This is a genomic window from Fodinicurvata sp. EGI_FJ10296 (genome assembly GCF_040712075.1).
Taxonomy (GTDB): Bacteria; Pseudomonadota; Alphaproteobacteria; order DSM-16000; family Inquilinaceae; genus JBFCVL01.
Genome location: NZ_JBFCVL010000007.1, coordinates 222,437 through 239,432 on the forward strand (window position 1 = coordinate 222,437; position 16,996 = coordinate 239,432).

The 16,996-nt window shown below is 61.5% G+C and carries 11 protein-coding genes; 3 read left to right on the forward strand and 8 right to left on the reverse strand.

Translation table 11 applies throughout. The features are described from left to right. Positions 1-9 precede the first annotated feature (9 nt). Together ABZ728_RS16900 and ABZ728_RS16905 are read left to right on the forward strand one after the other, a co-directional pair. A complete protein-coding gene (locus ABZ728_RS16900) occupies positions 10-2,064 on the forward strand; it encodes a SpoIIE family protein phosphatase (protein WP_366657410.1) in 2,055 nt (684 codons plus the stop codon). Between the two features lie 35 nt (positions 2,065-2,099). Beyond that, positions 2,100-3,299: an ABC transporter substrate binding protein gene (locus ABZ728_RS16905; RefSeq protein WP_366657411.1), complete on the forward strand. Its 1,200-nt coding sequence runs from the start codon at positions 2,100-2,102 to the stop codon at positions 3,297-3,299. A gap of 77 nt (positions 3,300-3,376) precedes the next feature. Here the strand turns inward: ABZ728_RS16905 and ABZ728_RS16910 are convergent, their stop codons facing one another. The 3 genes from ABZ728_RS16910 to ABZ728_RS16920 are packed head-to-tail and all read right to left on the reverse strand — an operon-like array spanning position 3,377 to position 8,208. Beyond that, positions 3,377-4,147 carry a hypothetical protein gene (locus tag ABZ728_RS16910; RefSeq protein ID WP_366657412.1) on the reverse strand — a complete coding sequence of 257 codons (771 nt, stop codon included), beginning with the start codon at positions 4,145-4,147 and terminating at the stop codon, positions 3,377-3,379. Continuing rightward, entirely contained in the window at positions 4,144-5,712 is a 1,569-nt protein-coding gene (locus tag ABZ728_RS16915) for a glutamate-cysteine ligase family protein (RefSeq protein ID WP_366657413.1), read from the reverse strand. The genes ABZ728_RS16910 and ABZ728_RS16915 overlap by 4 nt, the downstream gene beginning before the upstream one ends. Before the next feature lie 3 nt (positions 5,713-5,715). After that, positions 5,716-8,208, reverse strand: coding sequence for an MFS transporter (locus ABZ728_RS16920; protein WP_366657414.1), 2,493 nt, complete (start codon positions 8,206-8,208; stop codon positions 5,716-5,718). 313 nt (positions 8,209-8,521) lie between these two features. Here ABZ728_RS16920 and ABZ728_RS16925 point away from each other — a divergent pair, with 313 nt between their 5' ends. Continuing rightward, positions 8,522-9,616: an AI-2E family transporter gene (locus tag ABZ728_RS16925; RefSeq protein ID WP_366657415.1), complete on the forward strand. Its 1,095-nt coding sequence runs from the start codon at positions 8,522-8,524 to the stop codon at positions 9,614-9,616. Between the two features lie 61 nt (positions 9,617-9,677). Here ABZ728_RS16925 and ABZ728_RS16930 read toward each other — a convergent pair whose 3' ends face one another. The 5 genes from ABZ728_RS16930 to tssH all read right to left on the reverse strand — a co-directional run bounded on the left by ABZ728_RS16930 (position 9,678) and on the right by tssH (position 16,966). Next, the gene (locus ABZ728_RS16930) at positions 9,678-10,799 is read right to left on the reverse strand and encodes an FHA domain-containing protein (RefSeq protein ID WP_366657416.1); all 1,122 of its coding nucleotides are present in this window, start codon (positions 10,797-10,799) and stop codon (positions 9,678-9,680) included. A gap of 38 nt (positions 10,800-10,837) precedes the next feature. Further along, positions 10,838-11,416, reverse strand: a complete 579-nt coding sequence (locus tag ABZ728_RS16935; protein ID WP_366657417.1) for a hypothetical protein — start codon at positions 11,414-11,416, stop codon at positions 10,838-10,840. Positions 11,417-11,430: 14 nt separating this feature from the next. Then, entirely contained in the window at positions 11,431-13,488 is a 2,058-nt protein-coding gene (locus ABZ728_RS16940; protein WP_366657418.1) for a type VI secretion system tip protein TssI/VgrG, read from the reverse strand. Positions 13,489-13,657: 169 nt separating this feature from the next. Beyond that, complete coding sequence (locus ABZ728_RS16945; RefSeq protein WP_366657419.1) at positions 13,658-14,134, reverse strand: type VI secretion system tube protein Hcp; 477 nt, start codon at positions 14,132-14,134, stop codon at positions 13,658-13,660. A gap of 171 nt (positions 14,135-14,305) precedes the next feature. Next, positions 14,306-16,966, reverse strand: coding sequence for a type VI secretion system ATPase TssH (tssH, locus tag ABZ728_RS16950; RefSeq protein ID WP_366657420.1), 2,661 nt, complete (start codon positions 16,964-16,966; stop codon positions 14,306-14,308). Positions 16,967-16,996: the final 30 nt, after the last annotated feature.

Genomic DNA, 16,996 nt, shown 5'->3' on the forward strand with positions numbered 1-16,996 from the left:
GATAATCCGATGTTCCAGTCACTCCGGCTGCAGCTTTTTCTCGGCATTCTAGTAATATTGGTTGGCGCTGGCGGTGTCGTCATGATCTCCACACAGCAGGAGGTCGAACAGGCGCTGATCGCCGCCGAAAATCGCTCTGCCCGGAATGTTCTCAATCTGATCGAGATCAATGTATCCAGCCGGTATCGCGAACTGCTGATGGAGAAAGTGCGTATCGTCGAAGAACGGCGAGACAATCTGCAGCAGCTGGGCCAGGTCATATCCGAGATGATGGAGGACTACCACGCCATGTACGAAACGGGCGCGCTGACGGAGCAGCAGGCGCGCTCGCGGGCATTGGGATGGTTGTCTGAACTGCAACTCGAAGACGGACTGACAGCATTCGCGGCCAATTCGGTCGGCGCGATCGTCGCTCACCCGGAAACCGCGATGATCGGCGTCAATCTGGGCGACTTTCACGATCTGAAGGGACGCACGCTGATCGACGCCGTACAGGGTGAAATCGAGAATTGGGGTACGGCATTCGTCACATACGAGGAAGACGGCCTTGATCCCGAAGACGATGGCCGCCGCTTCGCACATTTCGCACCGGTCGATGCCTTCGGCCTCTATCTTGGCATCTCCGACAATATCGATGAAGTAGAACAGTATGTCCAGGCGGGCGTCGAGGCCACCATCGACGTCCTTGCCGATACCGTCGGACGCGTGCAGGTCGTCGACACCGGCTTCGTTTTCATCTTCGACGGCGACCTCGAATCGGTCGTCGCACCGCCGGGTCGGGCCGATGCGATCATGACAGCCGAAACGGCGGCGGACGGACGGCCATTGCTGGACCGGCTGCGGGCAGCGGGGGGCGCCGACGACGGACAGGCCGTGCGCTATACGCTGGAAATTGACGGACAGTCTCGGGAAATGGAAGCCTATGTCAGCTATTTCCGCCCGCTGGGCTGGTATATCGTCAGTACCGTGCCGATGGCGGAGATCGCGCGACCGGCGATGATGCTGGTCCAGCGGCAGGTGATCATATTCGGCATCGTGCTGGCGGTCGCGCTGATGCTCGCCTGGATGTTCGCCTACAAACTTACCAGTCCGCTGCAACGCCTGACCGCCTACGCCAGAGAACTGCCCGACCATGACTTCACCAAGGCCGGAAAAACGGATTCTGCCTTGCAACAGCTTGCACGCCGGTCAAAATCCGATGTTGGCGGACTGGCACGGGCTTTCATGTTCATGGAAGGCTCGCTCAGGGAAAACATCCGCGCGCTTCTGGACACCACCAAGGCAAAGGAACGGATCGAGAGCGAACTGAACATCGCCCAGGAAATCCAGCGTGGATTGCTGCCGAAGATATTCCCGCCCTTCCCGGAATGCCCGCAGATCGACCTTCATGCCACGCTGCATCCGGCACGCCATGTCGGCGGCGATCTGTTCGATTTCTACTTCATCGACGAGCACCATCTGTGCTTCACCGTCGGGGATGTTGCCGACAAGGGTGTGCCCTCCGCCCTGTTCATGGCCATCACCAAGACCCTGGTAAAATCCGCCAGCAGCCAGGACTCCGATCCGGGCGCCATGATGGAGCGGGTCAACAACGATCTCAGCGTCGACAACCCCAACGCCATGTTCGTTACCCTGCTGATCGCCGTACTGGATATTCGCACCGGCGTCGTGGAATACGCCAATGCGGGTCATAATCCGCCGATTGTCGTGTCGACCCGTACCGGCAACGCCTATTTCGAGAACGGAATCTGTGGCCCCGCTGCCGGCGCGATGGAAGAAATGACCTATCCGAAAAAGACGATGCAGCTGCAGCCCGGAGACATGCTGATCCTCTATACCGACGGAATTACCGAGGCGATGGATATTGCCAACAACGAATACGGATCGGATCGGCTCTTCGACCTCTGTGTTTCGGTCGGCGACCGGTCGGCGGCAGAAATCGTGAGCACCGTCGTAGGCGATGTCAGCACGCATACTGGCGATGCCATGCAATCCGACGATATAACCATTTTGTGTCTGAGGTGGGAAGAGGCACAGTCCGAAGCATCGGCGGCCGTGGCTTGATCCGCACCGTCGCGCGGAAACGGGAGGACTTTAGAATGCGTGAACTCCAGGTATGCAGAACCGTCACGGCGGCGGCGCTGCTCGCAGGCTTCAGTGCCGCGATACTGGCGGTGGCGACGCCGGCCGATGCCCGGGCCGACGACAGTCAGTATCCGACGGCGCCTACGACCCGCGAAGACGGCGAACCCTGGCGTTTGGGCTATCTTGAGGGCGGGCAGTACCAGGACTACGAGATCATTACGGAAGCGACGGTAAGATCGCTTATGGATCTGGGCTGGATTGAGCCGGAGCCTCTGCCCGACGGGCTCAGCGAAACGCCGGGTGAGTTCTGGTACTGGATGGGCGAAAATCTCGAAAGCGAGTATATCGAGTTTGTCGAGGACGCCTATTACGCGCCGGGCGATTTCAATTCCGATCAGCGCCAGGAAGTCCGCGACGAGGTCGTTTCGCGCCTCACCGAAACCGGCGACATCGATCTGATGATCGCAATGGGAACCTGGGCGGGACAGGATCTGCGCGTCGAGGGATTGGGGGTGCCGGTCGTCGTCGGCTCGACCAGCGATCCGATCGGGGCCGGAATCACTGACAGCGCCACCGACAGTGGCATGGACCATATTCACGCCAAGGTCGAGCCGGACCGCTACCAGCTTCAGGTGGGCCTGTTCCACGACATCATCGGCTTCCAGCGTCTCGGCATCGTCTATGACGACAGCGCCGAAGGCCGTACCTTTGGCGGTGTCAATGCGGTCGAGCAGGTCGCGACTGAACGAGGCTTTGAGATCGTTTCGTGTAACGCCCCCTATACCGGACTGCCGCAGCAGGAAATCGAGGCCGGCGTCATCGACTGCTACTCCGAAATCGCCGACGACGTCGACGCGATCTATATCACCGTGCATCGCGGGGTGACGGAGACATCGCTCCCGCAGATCATGGATGTGATCACCGAGAACCTTGTGCCAACCTTCTCCATGTTGGGATCGGGCGAGGTTCAGCGCGGCGTCCTCATGAGCATTGCTCAGGCCGATTTCACGTATGTCGGTGAGTTCCATGCACAGACGATCGCGCGCATATTGAACGGTGCCTCACCCCGGGCGCTCGATCAGCGCTGGAGCGCGCCGCCCAAGATCGCGCTGAACCTTGCGGCAGCCGAGCGCATTGGCTTCGATCCGCCTGTGGACCTTCTTCTTGCCAGCGACGAGATCTACGAGACGATCATCGGCCCCGGTTCCGACTAAGTGGGTCTGCCGACGCCCGACCGGTGGTCGTCAGTTGCGGCATCGCGCAGAGGACACGCCCGATGCCGCAACGCGCTTCAGGAACGCGCCGACACCGCCGCCCACCCGGAGCGCGAAAGGCCGGTAAAGTCGCGCCAGGTGGCGATCTTGCGGGCCAGGAAGTCCGCACTCTGCGGCTGCCAGATCTCACGGCCCCACATATAGCTTCGGCGGCGGATTTCGTCGGTATCGCCCGCCAGGACCGAACCGGGAAAAACCGCCGCCATCAGGTCCGCTTCGTCGCCGGACATTGCCTTCAGGCAGTCGCGCCCGTCGCGGATGATTGCCCGCAGCCACAATGCGTTGAGCGCAATGCGCGGCTCTGCCTCAGCCCGCGGCCCGGCAAAAAGAAAACAGCTATCGCCGTCCGGCGAGAAATCCGGATGCACAGCGCGGATGCCATCGATCAGGCGCCGCAGATGCCACCGACGATACCCCTGAACCCGATGGGTACCGTCCATGGCATCGCTGATTTCGTACAATGACGTGTTGCGGATGTCATAGAGGCACAGGCAGGCCATAACCCGCTGCTCCAGCGAGAACCCGCCAATTACCGGTAGCCCGTCTCGCCGCAGGACGCGCCCGTCGGCATCCTTGGCGAATTTCCTGACAAAGGCGCCGCCAAACGCCAGATATCCCAGGACGCGCGATTCCGGCAGCGGGCCATAGCTGCGCGGGGCGACGTGACGCCCGGCCTCGGCCGACCAATAGCAATCGGTGAGATCGAGCGGTTCCGGCGCAACGGTCAGCGTTCGGTATCGATCGCGAAACCCGTCCAGCAACGATTCAAGCGGTATACCGTCGGTCATTGGCGGTCCAGGCGGCGAGTTGACGTTGGCGGATCGGGGGGCACACGGGCTACGCGTAGCGATGCCAGACGCTCCAGCCCGTCGGGTCCCTCCAACCTCAGTCGGTCGGCCTGGGCAATCGCCCTGTCGGCGCCCGTCAAGCCGGTGTCCAGGACCCAGTTCGGATAGGCCAGGGCCCACTGATCGCGTGTCGGCACATGATCGCCGGCAATCCTGAGAACATCAGCAACGAAACGTCGAAGGATCGCGGCCTGATCGCCGCTCAGTGCGTCCCGAATGGCAACCTCCCTTAGCTCGCGAATTGTCTGCCACGGCCACTTTTCAAGGAACAACCGACAGGACGCTGGCGCGGCAGCGACAAGACCCGCCTGCAACGCGGCAACGGAAACCATAGCCGACGCCGCGACATCTCCCGGAGCCTGCTCAGACAGATCGTCATCCACGAAAGTCGCCCCCGCGCAACGGTTCTCGACATACAGATTATTAGCCCACGAAGCGAAGATTTCGTTAAAGGCATCAGGCGTCTGGAAAGCTCGGCGCAAACTTTCTGTCGTTGGCCGATCTGGTTCAAAATTGAACCGAAGTCTGAAGTCAAGAAAGTTGGACCATTGCAGAAATGTGAAATGGCCGGGCCGCGGCGTGATCATTATTTCGGCACCGCCGCCGACGGGGCTTGCCGGCCAGGGGCCGCCTCCGAAGAACCGGCCGACGGTAAGCCGATCGCTCCCTGCCACGTACAATGCTCCATTGTCCTTGTATCCGCCATTGTGGGCCGGAATGGCCTGCATCACCGTTCCCTCGGCGAACATCCACTGGACATAGTCGCCGATCGAATTGAAGGGACGCGGCGGCAGGCCGACGCGGTCGCGGTCGGCCGCGACGCGGCTGGTCGCCACCATCCTTGGCCACAAGGTCATGCGGGTTTCCTTGGTCGCGGCTCGCCGTCCACTTTCGAACGGGCTGTTGGCGAAAAGGGCGATAAAGGCCGGCGAGGCCGCAAGCAGCATGTTCAACGCATCCACCGCCGTATCGGCCGTAAGCCCGGTTGTCGGCCCGTTCTGGGCCTTTGCGTCCACGCCGATGGCATGGGTCCAGCCACGTTGCTCGACCAGATAGCGATAAATCGATTTCGGCGCGCGCGCCTTTCGATACCACTCTTCACCAATCCCGACTGTCGGGTGCTGAGCCAGTGACGTCACCGTCAGGTCGCCGGACTCTTGCAAGGCCTTCAACACCGAGGCCAGATCGCGGTTCATCCTGTCTGATAGATTTCTAAGGGTTTCCGGGCCGGCGGTTTCCGGCGCAAGGGCGGATTCCAGGAGATTGAAAGCGTTGTCGATGCCATTGACGCCGTCAGCGGTGGTGACGCCAACCGCGCGGCCATCGCCATATTGCGTGGAAACCGGCCCGACCATCCGCTTGAGAGCGGCCAATTCGTCGAAGTAATGGCCGTCGACACAGGCCGAGCGGCCCGCACGGTCGATGACCGCCATTTCCAGTTCGATGCCAAGCGTTGGATAGCAGCGCGCCGGATCGGCAAATTCCCCGAAGTTGCTGACTGTCATCGGTCAGCCGTCGCGCGCCGGTGTCGAGACCGGTGTCGAGACTGGCGCCGTGGCCGGAGGCTCCGGGCGGGCATCATCATCGGCTGTCACCGGGCTTCGTTGAGATCGGAGCACCGCAACGACAGCGAAAAGGATGCTGGCGGCTGCAAACGCAAAGCCGATCAGGGCCACCCGGCGTTCCATGCCAAAGGACGTGAAGGTGGCAGCGATAAGCAGTGGGCCCAGCATCTGGCCGAGTTTGTCGGCCGCCCGTTGCAGCCCGATCGCCGACGAGACGCCGAACTCCTTGACCACCTTCAGGTTCAGGATGAACGAGGACCGGGCCGGCTCGGCCATGCTGCTCGACAGGCCGAGAAATGAGACCGCCACCAGCATGCTGAGCATGCTGCCATCCAGGAACAGCACACCGAGCCCGGCGCCGCCGATCAGGCCGCCCAAAACGATGAACGGCACCTTGTTCTCGCGCCGGTCGATATAGGTACTGATCATCGGCCCGAACAGGATGATCACGATGCCGTAGACCATCAGGATCCGCCCGATATCGGCCTGCGATGACCCGATTTCCGACAGATAAAGCGGAACGGCGAAGTAGAGCAGACCGACCTGGGCAATGGAGAACGGCACGACAGAAAGAATAAGCGCACCCAGATATTGTGGACTCAGCAGCAGCCGATTCCAGCCGGCGAAAGCGGACCCACCCCCGCTGGCAGTCCTTGTATATTCGGCCAGATCCCATTTCTGCGGCCCAATGATGAATTCGCGCAGGACGCCCCAGCCCAGCGCCAGGGGCACGACAACCATCAGACCCGAAGCGAGCAGCACGAATTCATAGCCGAACTGCTCGGCCAGCACACCGCCGACGGCCGTTCCGCAGATGAACCCCGCGAAGATACCGGCCATCAGATTCGCCAGCGCTCTGCCACGGCTTTCGGACGGGCAATAGCGAATGACGAAAGCCTGAATGCCCATCCAGGATAGTCCATATCCAAGGCCCGTCAGACCGCGCGCCAGGATGAAGACGAGGCTGTCGGTCGCCAGCGCGGCCGTGATGCCGCCCAGTGCCGAAATGAGGAGTCCGACCAGGAACGGGCGGAACCAACCGACGCGGTCGGCGATCCGGCCGGCGACCACCGCAGTCAACAAGGCGCAACCCATTTCCGCTGAAATCGGCAGTGCCAGCACGATGTCCGGAGGAAGGCCAAACAGGCTCTCGCCCAATGTCCGCATCTTCAGCGGCACGAAGGACAGCGGCAATGCCCAGGTAAAGATGAAGCCGAACATGACGGGCCGCGCAATTATGTGCCGGGGTCCGACCCGCTCCAGGGCCGGAACCGATGGCGCCGAACGCCTCAGCAGGATATCGAGCAAGATGAACAGCTCGATCATGAAGAAGGCGGACGTCACGACAACGGTGACGATGTTGATGACCTGGTTGGCCATCTGATCGACCACCACCGTCTCATCGACGGTGACGCGGACTTCGCCGACAATCTCGCCGTCCGCGCCGGTCAACGGCCGTATGATGTCATCGACCGGGTGGCCGAGGATGGATGCCGCCAACGGCGAAACGGAATCCGGCTGTCGCTCGGCCGCATGGCGCACCGTGCCGTCGGGATCAACGATGCTGATGCCTCGAACGGCATCGCTGACCGAAATCACGCGCTGCAGACGCTCATCCAGCCCCGGCAGCCGCTCCAGCGACAATCCGAGGCCCAGGAGCTGCGCCAGATCGTCGTGCACGCTGTCGCCGAGCCGTTCGGCCGCGGCGCTCGTCGCGCTGGCGTAGTTGTTCTGAAAGATCCTGAGAACGTCGAACGAATAGGCAGCCTGCGCGCCAAGCAGCACGATCAGCGGCACCAGAAGCGTGCGCCAGCGGGAAGTCTGCGGCTGGTCGGCGCGGGCTCGGAGCCGTCCGGCGACGATGGCGAGCAGCACGGCGGCAATGGCCGTAACCGCAATCATGAACGCGATGCTGCCTTGAATGGAGGAATCCAGACGTTCCTCAAGGACCGATTCCGCCACACCCACGACGATTGCACCGGCCACGGCGCCGTTGCGGTCGAGCACAGGGGTCAGAAAATAGCGCGTGGCATCGATCGACAGTGCGGCCGTCGACTCCGCCGACATTTCGCCAGAGGCAAAACGCGTGGCGATACTGTCGGACAATGCCGCCGGCCAGTCATCCTGCAGCGATCCGACAATGGTCCCGTCGGGCAGTGCGGCCAGCACGTCGTCGATGCCGGTCGCGTCGCCACGGATCTCCTGAAGGATTTCCTCCAGCCCCAGGAACTGAGCCAGAGGGCGGCCGAAGCGCAGTCCTGACTCGACCTGTTCGGCGCCTTCACGCCCCGCCAACTCGAAGGTGCCGGAAAGGATATCCCGTTGCGCCCGCTCAAGCGCCGAGAAGGTGAGAATGCCGCTCGTCGCCAGGGCAAGAAGTAGAAGAAAAAGACTGCCGGCAACGATCTTCAGGGAATTGGCGAACTGCCTTTGCATCAGGTGGCACCCGTAATTGGCATCATGGATTCGGACAGCCGATGGCAGGTTGCCGATACGATCGTTAATTTTTCGCGCAGCCTATGCTGCGGCAGATACCGCAACAAGAGCATAATTTAGTGAAATCACCGTGAAGAGACGCGCGTGGACCGGACGGATCGCACAGTTGCACCGCAGCACCTCACATGTCACTGGCGCCGGCCCAGCCAATGCGAAATGATCGAATATCTGCCGGATGCCGGTATCGAGGACGGGATCGGCCGGCCGACGCGGAAGCACAGCAACGACGAACAGCGCGACTCCAGGAGATTTGATGCCCAGCCAGACCCAGTCCGCTCCGTTTGCTGCGATTCGATATGGGGTCGTGCTGACGGCATTGGCGGCAATATCGATCTTCGTGTTCTGGACCGCAAGCAAGGCTTTCCTGCTCGTTTTCGCCGGGATCCTGTTCGCCGCATTCCTTGACGCTCTGACACGATTGCTGGGCGGCGCCGTACCCTCCTGGGGGCGCGGCATTCGCCTGGCCATCGTCTGTATCGTCCTTGCAGCCCTGTTCCTGGCGGGCCTCGCCTGGGGCAGCGCGGCCATCGCGATGCAGATCGCCGATCTCATTGCCACCCTGCGGGAGCAATCGAACGAGATTCTGAGTCTGATCGAGGAATACGGTCCGGGCATATTCGGCGACTCGGACACCGATGGCGGCGGCACCATTGACCGCCGATCCGGCAGCGATATCGGCCCGTCGGCTCTCCAGTCCCTGATGCCCAATCTTCAGGGGCTTTTCGGACCGGCCTGGACGGCGATCGCGGTCGCGGGTGGCGTCATTGGCGATGCCGCCATCATCATTTTCCTCGGCATCTTTTTTGCGGCTCAACCGTGGATCTATCGTGACGCGATGCTGCTGCTGGTTCCGCTGAGCCGCCGATCCCATGTTCGCGACGTCCTCGATGAGACCGGACGAACCCTGCGGCACTGGCTCCTGGGTCAATCGATCACAATGTCGGTGATCTTCCTTTTCACCTGGGGCGGGCTCTGGCTTGTGGGCGTCGGACCCGCATTTGCCCTGGGGCTACAGGCGGGCCTGTTGGCCTTCGTGCCGACCCTCGGCCCACTGATCGCGGGCTTCGCCATCATGCTGGCGAGCATCTCTGCCGGGTGGCCGGGCATCGTGGGCGCATTGGTCGTCTATATCGGCGTCCAGACCCTGGAAAGCTATCTCCTGACACCGATGATCCAGCGCCGGGCCGTTCATATGCCGCCCGCATTCATCTTCATTGCCCAGATCGTGCTGGGCCTGCTCTTCGGGCTCTACGGACTGGCCCTCGCCACACCCCTCGGCGCGGTCGCAAGAGTGTTCATTCTGCATTTTTACGTCGAGGATACGCTCGGCGACGACATTGAAAACTAGCGAAACCAGACGATCGCACCGGCGCCGATAGAACGAAGGACCGTCGGACGCGAAGCTGTGTCTACTTGAATGGATCGTCGCCGAAGGGATCGCCCCCATCCGCAGCGCCGGATGTTCCGCCGGCTTCGAGCGTCTGGGCTATGGCTTCGGCCTGGGCGACGACGGCGCGGCCGAGTCCCCGCGCCATTGCGGTTCCCTCATCGCCCGGCAATTGAAGAAGATGAGCGACAAGCGATTCGCCGGAGACGGCCGGCAGATCGCCGCCCTCCGCGCCCAGTCGAACGCCGAGCCGCCCGGCAATCGCTTCGTGATGCCGCCCGGTCATCAGCAGCGCGTCGATCAGGATCGCCGCGAGAGCCGAACTGCGGCCGGCAGCGCCCATATCCTGATCCACCGCACCGCCGCCCCAGGGTGCGTCTCCGCCGGAGTCCCCTGCCAACTCAGGGCCTGGACCGAATGGCACCGACCCGGTTTCGGAACCGATCGGGTCGGAGGCGGAGAAAGCATCGAAGCCGCCGCCGTCAGGGCCGGACTTGTCAAAGAAGCCGCCATCGGATCCCGACGCGAATTCGTCGCCGGTGCTATCGGTCGACCAGTCGTCTCCCCACCCGCTGGCGAATTCGGAAGTGGTGTCGTCGGCGCCGGCAGCCCAGCCATCGGTTTTCGCGTTCGTCAGGAAGCCGTCGTCGCCGCCATCGTCGAGCGATCCGGCAAATGCGTCGAAGGGGTCCGCTGCGTTGCTTGAAAAGGCATTGCTGTCCAGTGGCGACCCGGGGTCAACGAAACTGCGGTCGCCCCGTGCGGGCCTGGCGACGCCGGCCGGAGCGGCTATCGGTTCCGGCGTGGCGAACGGATCGATCTCGTCGCCGATCAAATCTGCGCGGAACACGAAGTCGGCAGCCCGAAAGGTATCGCCGTTCTTGAGCACGGCGGACTTTCCCCGACCGAGCGGCTCGGCGCCGTCGTTCATGAATACACCGTTGGTGCTGGTATCCTTCAGGACGAAAACCGTCCCCTGAAACAGCACCTCGCAGTGGTGCTTGGACAGGGCGCGATCGGGATCGGGAAGGCTCCAGCTGCAGTCATCGCCACGGCCGATAGTGACCCTGCCGGTATCGACGACGCGTATGGTCCCGTCATCGGCCTGCGGCGTTCCTTCGATCATGGTGATCTTGAGCTTCATTTCGATTTCCACTCTGCCGCGGCAACCAGTGACGCGTATTATACCCGGCCGCTGCCGCCCTTTGCGATGTCGATCGCCTGCTCCAACGCACGACGATACCATGCTTCGATGGTTTTCGGCTCCCGCGCCGCCGCGAGCAGCACGGCCGCTGCAGCCGCCGTTCCGGTCAACGCATCGCCCGGCGGGACGGCAACGGCCGATTCAGGCGGCGCCATGCTGCCGCCGGACCAGAATGCCGCTATTGCCGCGTAGGATTCCGGACAATCGAACCTGGCAATATCAGCAAGCTCGTATGTCTTGTTACGTTCCGCCTCGGTGGGCTTGAACACCCACCGTTCGGCTGATTCCAGCGCCTTCAGGCGAACGGCCGGATCGTCGTCGCGCCGCGCCGCGCGCGCGTTCAGGCATGCCCACCACACCGCTTCGCGGCGCGGCAGGGCAATGGCCATGACGCGGACGGCATCGGCCAGCAATCCCTGCTCGACACAGGCGCCGAGAAAATCAGGCGTCGTCGGATTGGCCTTGAGCATGGCCATCGCTTCATCCGACAGCTCCAGATCGCCCACCGCGTCCCGAGCGAATTCGAATCGCAGCTTCTTGAGGTCACCGAAGTCCATTATGCCGGGTCCGCCTAGTTGATCTTTGTGAGGCTGCCCTTGAGGGTCAGCATACCGCTTGCATTGACATCCGCCAGCGCGCCCTTCGCCTCGAATTTCGCCTGCGCGTTGACCTTGACCATGGTTCCCTTGATCTCGACGCCCGTCTGGGAAATCTTGATACTGTTGCCGCCGACCTTCAATTCGATGTTCTGGGCGGCCTGTACGGTCACTGATCCGGCATTGGCTTTGAGAGTATAGCTGCCGGACGACAGGGTGACCTTGCCGTCGCCTGAAGCAAGATCGAGGGTATAATTGCCGCTGCCGTCCAGTTTTACCGCGCGGTTGCCCTTGGAGATGGTCAGATTGTCGTTACCCTTGGCGATCTCGGTGACCCGGTTTCCTTCGCTGACCTTCAGCGTGTCGTTACCCTTGGCCAGCGTCGTCGTTCTGTTGCCCTTGGTGATATCGACCTTTTCGTTGCCTTCCGCGATGGTCTTCGTGCGGTCGTTCTTGATGTCGATCTTCTGGTCGTGGCCGACATCCAGCGTGTCGTCGTTCTCGACCACGCGCTCGAAATCCTTCTCGGCGTGAAAGTATACTTTTTCTTCTTCTTTCTTGTCCTCGAACCGGAGTTCGTTGAACGTCGTCCCGTCGCCTTTCAAGGATGAGCGCGACTTGAAGCCGCTCTGGGTCTTGTTGTCCGGCAGGGTATAAGGCGGCATGTTGTCGCCGTTATAGACAGTGCCGGTCACAAGGGGTCTGTCCGGGTCGCCATTGAGGAATTGCACCACGACTTCCATGCCGATACGGGGCGTGAATATTGTTCCCCAGGTCTTGCCGGCCATCATTTGCGCCACACGGATCCAGCAGGAACTGTTCTCGTCCTTTTTCCCGTCACGGTCCCAGTGAAACTGTACCCGGATGCGGCCGTATTTGTCGCAGTAGATTTCCTCGCCACTCGGCCCGACAACCAGTGCGGTCAACGGGCCGCGAACGCGCTCCCGCTCCGCGCGGCGCGGTGGACGGTAGAGCGTCTTGTCGGGAATGCCTCTGAACACATTGCCGTAAGTCGGCGCACCCGAGCCCTGGGCCAGATGCGTATGGTCGGTGGCTTCGTGGTCCACTTCGATACACAGGAAGCCGGTTCCGGACTCGCCGTCGAAGGGGTGCGACTTCAGGGTGGTCTTGCCGCCGGCAAACAGTCCGGCAGTCGACCCTGCACCTTCAACCGTCTCCTGAACCGCTTCATGCGCTTCTATACGGGCATCGGTCAGCGATGTTCCGGCGGATTTCTCGGTATAGCGGCCCGGATAGTGATAGATCTCCTGCGATTTATGGATCGCCGGATCGGCTGTCGTCGTGGAGTCGGTCTTCAGATCCTTTGACGGATCCTCGAAATCGTAATCCGTTTGCGTCACCTTGCCAGTGATGACATCGGCCGCCGATGCCCAGGACCTGAGTGCCGAGCCGTGAAAATCGCCGCCCGTCCGCAGTTCGACCTCGGCTTCCGCGCAATCTTCGTAATGCGACGTCGCATCGCCGATGATCATCTGATGAGCGCCGTCGCTGTGCTTGAAGAAATAGAACAAGCCCTCTTCTTCAAGCAGCCGGCTAATGAAATTGAATTCCGTTTCGTCGTACTGGACGCAATAGTCGCGCTTGGTCGTTCCGCCTGACGCCTTGACGGAAAAATCCAGACCGCTCACTTCGCCAAGCAATTCCTTGACGATGTCGATCGCGCTCTTCTCCTGAAAGATCCTGAAATTTCGTTTGAGTGTCGCCAGCCAAAGCGTCGGGACAACGGTCGCCCTATAGGATCGGAGACTGACGCCGTATGGCATCCCACGGCTGAAATGCCGGACAATTCCTGAAAAGACACGCTCGTCGCCGCCGGTGTGGCGCACTTTCAGCGTTATGTCCGCTCCGAGAATCTTTTTCGGATCGAGTGCCGGATCTTCGGAAACCATGTCGATCTGAAATTCGAACAGATCGGACATCGCTTCCCTGCCCTGGAATCCTATCGCCAGAACCTCGTCGGTCCCGAACGGCGTGTCCAGAGATAAGAGGCGCTTTTCCTGGGTAATGGGCATTCACGAACCTTCGATCGGCGGGAACCGAGTTATGACCGCATCCTGCAGCACTCCACCGAAGGCGAATGAAAGGGCCGAGACATCCCCGTCGAAAATCGACGACAGGAAAGCACCCGGCCCCAGGAACGGAAAAATATCCGTGCCGCGGTGTTCGGCGGACGGTGAAGAATTAGCCGCTCTTGGTCGTGGACAGATCATAGCTGACAACCGTCTGGTTGCCGGCAGCGTTCTCGGTCTTCGATGGAATGTACTTATATTCGATCTTCGAGAAATTGATGCTGATATTTTCCGAAGGGCGATCGCCGCCGGAACTCATGCTGTAACCGGACACCAGCGCGTTGGTCAGCGTGTAGGTCGCATAGGTCCGGCCGGGACTTCCGGTCGAGACCAGATCGATCTTGACTTCGACACCCTTGTTGCCCGTGACGGCCTCGGTGAAGAAGGACGGCGAGGACGCGTCCATCATCTTGGTGATCGTCACTTCACTTACCGACGGCTCCGACGCTTCGCGGTTCTTCGTTGACCCGGACGGGGTCATGATCGCACGCCCGACACCCCATTGCAGCGATCCCACGTCAAGCCAATCCTTGTGCTCTTCGTGTGTGGCGTCGCCCTTGAGTGCGCCGTATTTAACGTAAATTGCCATTTCTTGCTTCCTCTCCTTATGAACCTAGACTTAGCGCCTGGGGATTTTCGTGCCGACGTTCCGGGCCGTCGGACCCAGCGTTCCGACGGCCTGCAGGAAAGCCGATCTTGATCCTGCGATCAACCACACACCGGGCCCCCACCTACCCGATCGACCAATGCCCATGCAGTCTCAAGTGAACTGATAGGCAAATTCCCCGTTACTATCCAGAGAAACATGTATACCGGAGAAAGTTGTGCCATCCGCAATGCGACGCAGAACCTCCGAGGAGAGTTCCGGGAGCAATCCGCGCGTCAAAACCTGCTCGATGTTACGAGCACCGCTTTCAACTTCGTTGCAACGGTCGGCAACATTCTGGACCAAATCGTCACTGTAAGTGAAGGACGCTTTGTAGTTCTCGTGCACACGCTTTTCGATGCGGCTGAGTTGCAGCACGATGATCTTGCGAATGATGTCGTCGGAAAGCGGGAAGTAGGGAACCAGTGTCGTCCGACCCAGGAATGCCGGCTTGAAGATCTTGAGAAGTTCCGGACGCAACGCTTCGGTCAGCCCGGCAGCATCCGGAATGGTTTCGGGGTCGGCGCACAGGCTGTGGATCACATCGGTGCCGGCGTTGGAGGTCATGATGATGACGGTGTTCTTGAAGTCGATATCCCGTCCTTCGCCGTCGCGCAGCATACCCTTGTCAAATACCTGATAGAAGATATCCTGAACGCCGGGATGCGCCTTCTCGACTTCATCGAGCAGGATGACACTATAGGGTCGGCGCCGAACCGCCTCGGTCAGCACACCGCCCTCGCCGTAGCCGACATAGCCGGGCGGCGATCCGACGAGCATTGAGACCTTATGCTCTTCCTTGAACTCGGACATGTTGATGGTGGTGATGTTCTGCTCACCGCCATACATGAGTTCAGCCAGTGCGAGCGCCGTTTCCGTCTTTCCGACGCCGCTGGTGCCGACCATCATGAAGACGCCGATCGGCTTGCGCGGGTCGGTCAGTTTCGCCCGGGCCGTCCAGAGCGTCTCGGTGATGGCTTCCAGCGCATGCGGCTGACCGATGACCCGCTCTTCCATCCGCTCCTTGAGCGACAGAACCGTACGTATCTCGTTCGACGCCATGCGCCCGACGGGGATACCGGTCCAGTTGGCAACGACTTCGGCAATCGCCTGCGCGTCGACCCGTCCCTTCAGCAGTGGCGTATCGCCCTGAAGGTCTTCGAGTTCGGCTTCGATGGTCGCCAATTGCGTGCGCAAATCGTCGGCGTCGTCCGGGCCGCCATTCGCGGATTCGACTTTTTCCTCGATCTGGCCCATCAGATCGCGAATCCGGTCGATCAGGTCGCGTTCCCTGGCCCAGCGCTCGTTAAGATCGGTGAGTTCGGTTTCGATCGCCTGCTGCCGGTCGGTCAGTTCAGCCAGACGCTCGGCATGGTTGGAACCGGTGGCGCTTTCGCGGCGCAGGACCGTAGCCTCGGAAGCCAATGTCTCCAGCTCGCGCTGGCGGCTTTCGATCGGCTCGGGCGTTGTCGCCAGACTCATGGAAACGCGCGCGCAAGCCGTGTCGAGCAGGCTGACGGACTTGTCCGGCAACTGACGCGCCGGAATATACCGGCTCGACAGACGCACAGCCTCGACCACGGCCTCGGTCATGATGCGCACGCCATGGTGCTTTTCCAGCACCGGGGCGAGACCGCGCATCATGTCCACGGCCACCTTTTCCGACGGCTCATCGACCTTGACCACCTGGAAGCGCCGGGTTAGCGCCGCATCCCGCTCGAAGTATTTCTTGTACTCGGCCCAGGTCGTGGCGGCGATGGTACGGAGCTGGCCGCGTGCCAATGCCGGCTTGAGGATGTTGGCCGCATCCCCCTGACCGGCCTGCCCGCCGGCGCCGACGAGGCTATGCGCCTCGTCGATGAACAGGATGATCGGCTTTGCCGACGACTCGACCTCGTTGATGACGTTCTTCAGCCGGTTCTCGAACTCGCCCTTCATGCCGGCACCGGCCTGAAGCAGGGTCATATCCAGCGACTTGACGGCGACGTCCTTGAGCACGTCGGGCACATCGCCCTCTGCGATGCGAAGAGCGAAGCCCTCCACCACGGCAGTCTTGCCGACCCCGGCCTCGCCGGCCAGCAACGGATTGTTCTGGCGGCGCCGGGTCAGGATGTCGATGACCTGCCGGACCTCCATGTCGCGTCCGAGAATCGGGTCGATCTTGCCGGCCCGCGCTTCTTCGGTAACGTCGATGGTGAACTGGTCCAGATTGGGCGTCTTGCCGCCGCCCGCGGCACGCGGAGCACCGCCGCCCGGTGCCGCAGAAGCCGCCGCGTTCTCGGCTTCGGATGCCGACGCCTCGGCGGTCGATCCGGTGATGGAGGGGAAATGCTTGCGCAGCGTGTCCGCCGGTATGGCATCGAACTGGCGCGAGGCGTCACGCGCCAGCGGCGCCAGCGTCTCATCGGCCAGAAGCGCCACCAGAAGATGTCCGGACCGGATTTTGCGCTCACCATATTGCAGGGAGCCCAGCAGCCAGGCCTCTTTCATCAGCTTGACCATGTTCGGCGACAAGGCCGGCGGGCGGCTGTTTCCGGTCTTCAGCTTGTCGAGGACGCGATTCAAATCGCTGACGACCTGGTCCCGGTCGATTTCAAAGTGGCGAAGGATGGCATCCGCGTCCGTATCCTTCTCCTCAAGAATCCGCAGCAGCCAGTGCTCAAGCTCGGCATTGAAATGGGTTCGCGACATCGTCAGCCCTACAGCCGACTCCAATGTCTTTTTGCAGAGCGGGTTCAGCCACCCGACCATGGATTGAAGATCAACGGCTACCACTGCCCCTCGCCTCCTCAGACGTTGAAATGT

What these genes read in the sequence shown, in the direction of transcription:
- ABZ728_RS16900 (WP_366657410.1), top strand. Translation starts at nt 10, where the DNA reads ATGTTCCAGTCACTCCGGCTGCAGCTTTTTCTCGGCATTCTAGTAATA.
- ABZ728_RS16905 (WP_366657411.1), top strand. Translation starts at nt 2,100, where the DNA reads ATGCGTGAACTCCAGGTATGCAGAACCGTCACGGCGGCGGCGCTGCTC.
- ABZ728_RS16910 (WP_366657412.1), bottom strand. Translation starts at nt 4,147, where the DNA reads ATGACCGACGGTATACCGCTTGAATCGTTGCTGGACGGGTTTCGCGAT.
- ABZ728_RS16915 (WP_366657413.1), bottom strand. Translation starts at nt 5,712, where the DNA reads ATGACAGTCAGCAACTTCGGGGAATTTGCCGATCCGGCGCGCTGCTAT.
- ABZ728_RS16920 (WP_366657414.1), bottom strand. Translation starts at nt 8,208, where the DNA reads ATGCAAAGGCAGTTCGCCAATTCCCTGAAGATCGTTGCCGGCAGTCTT.
- ABZ728_RS16925 (WP_366657415.1), top strand. Translation starts at nt 8,522, where the DNA reads ATGCCCAGCCAGACCCAGTCCGCTCCGTTTGCTGCGATTCGATATGGG.
- ABZ728_RS16930 (WP_366657416.1), bottom strand. Translation starts at nt 10,799, where the DNA reads ATGAAGCTCAAGATCACCATGATCGAAGGAACGCCGCAGGCCGATGAC.
- ABZ728_RS16935 (WP_366657417.1), bottom strand. Translation starts at nt 11,416, where the DNA reads ATGGACTTCGGTGACCTCAAGAAGCTGCGATTCGAATTCGCTCGGGAC.
- ABZ728_RS16940 (WP_366657418.1), bottom strand. Translation starts at nt 13,488, where the DNA reads ATGCCCATTACCCAGGAAAAGCGCCTCTTATCTCTGGACACGCCGTTC.
- ABZ728_RS16945 (WP_366657419.1), bottom strand. Translation starts at nt 14,134, where the DNA reads ATGGCAATTTACGTTAAATACGGCGCACTCAAGGGCGACGCCACACAC.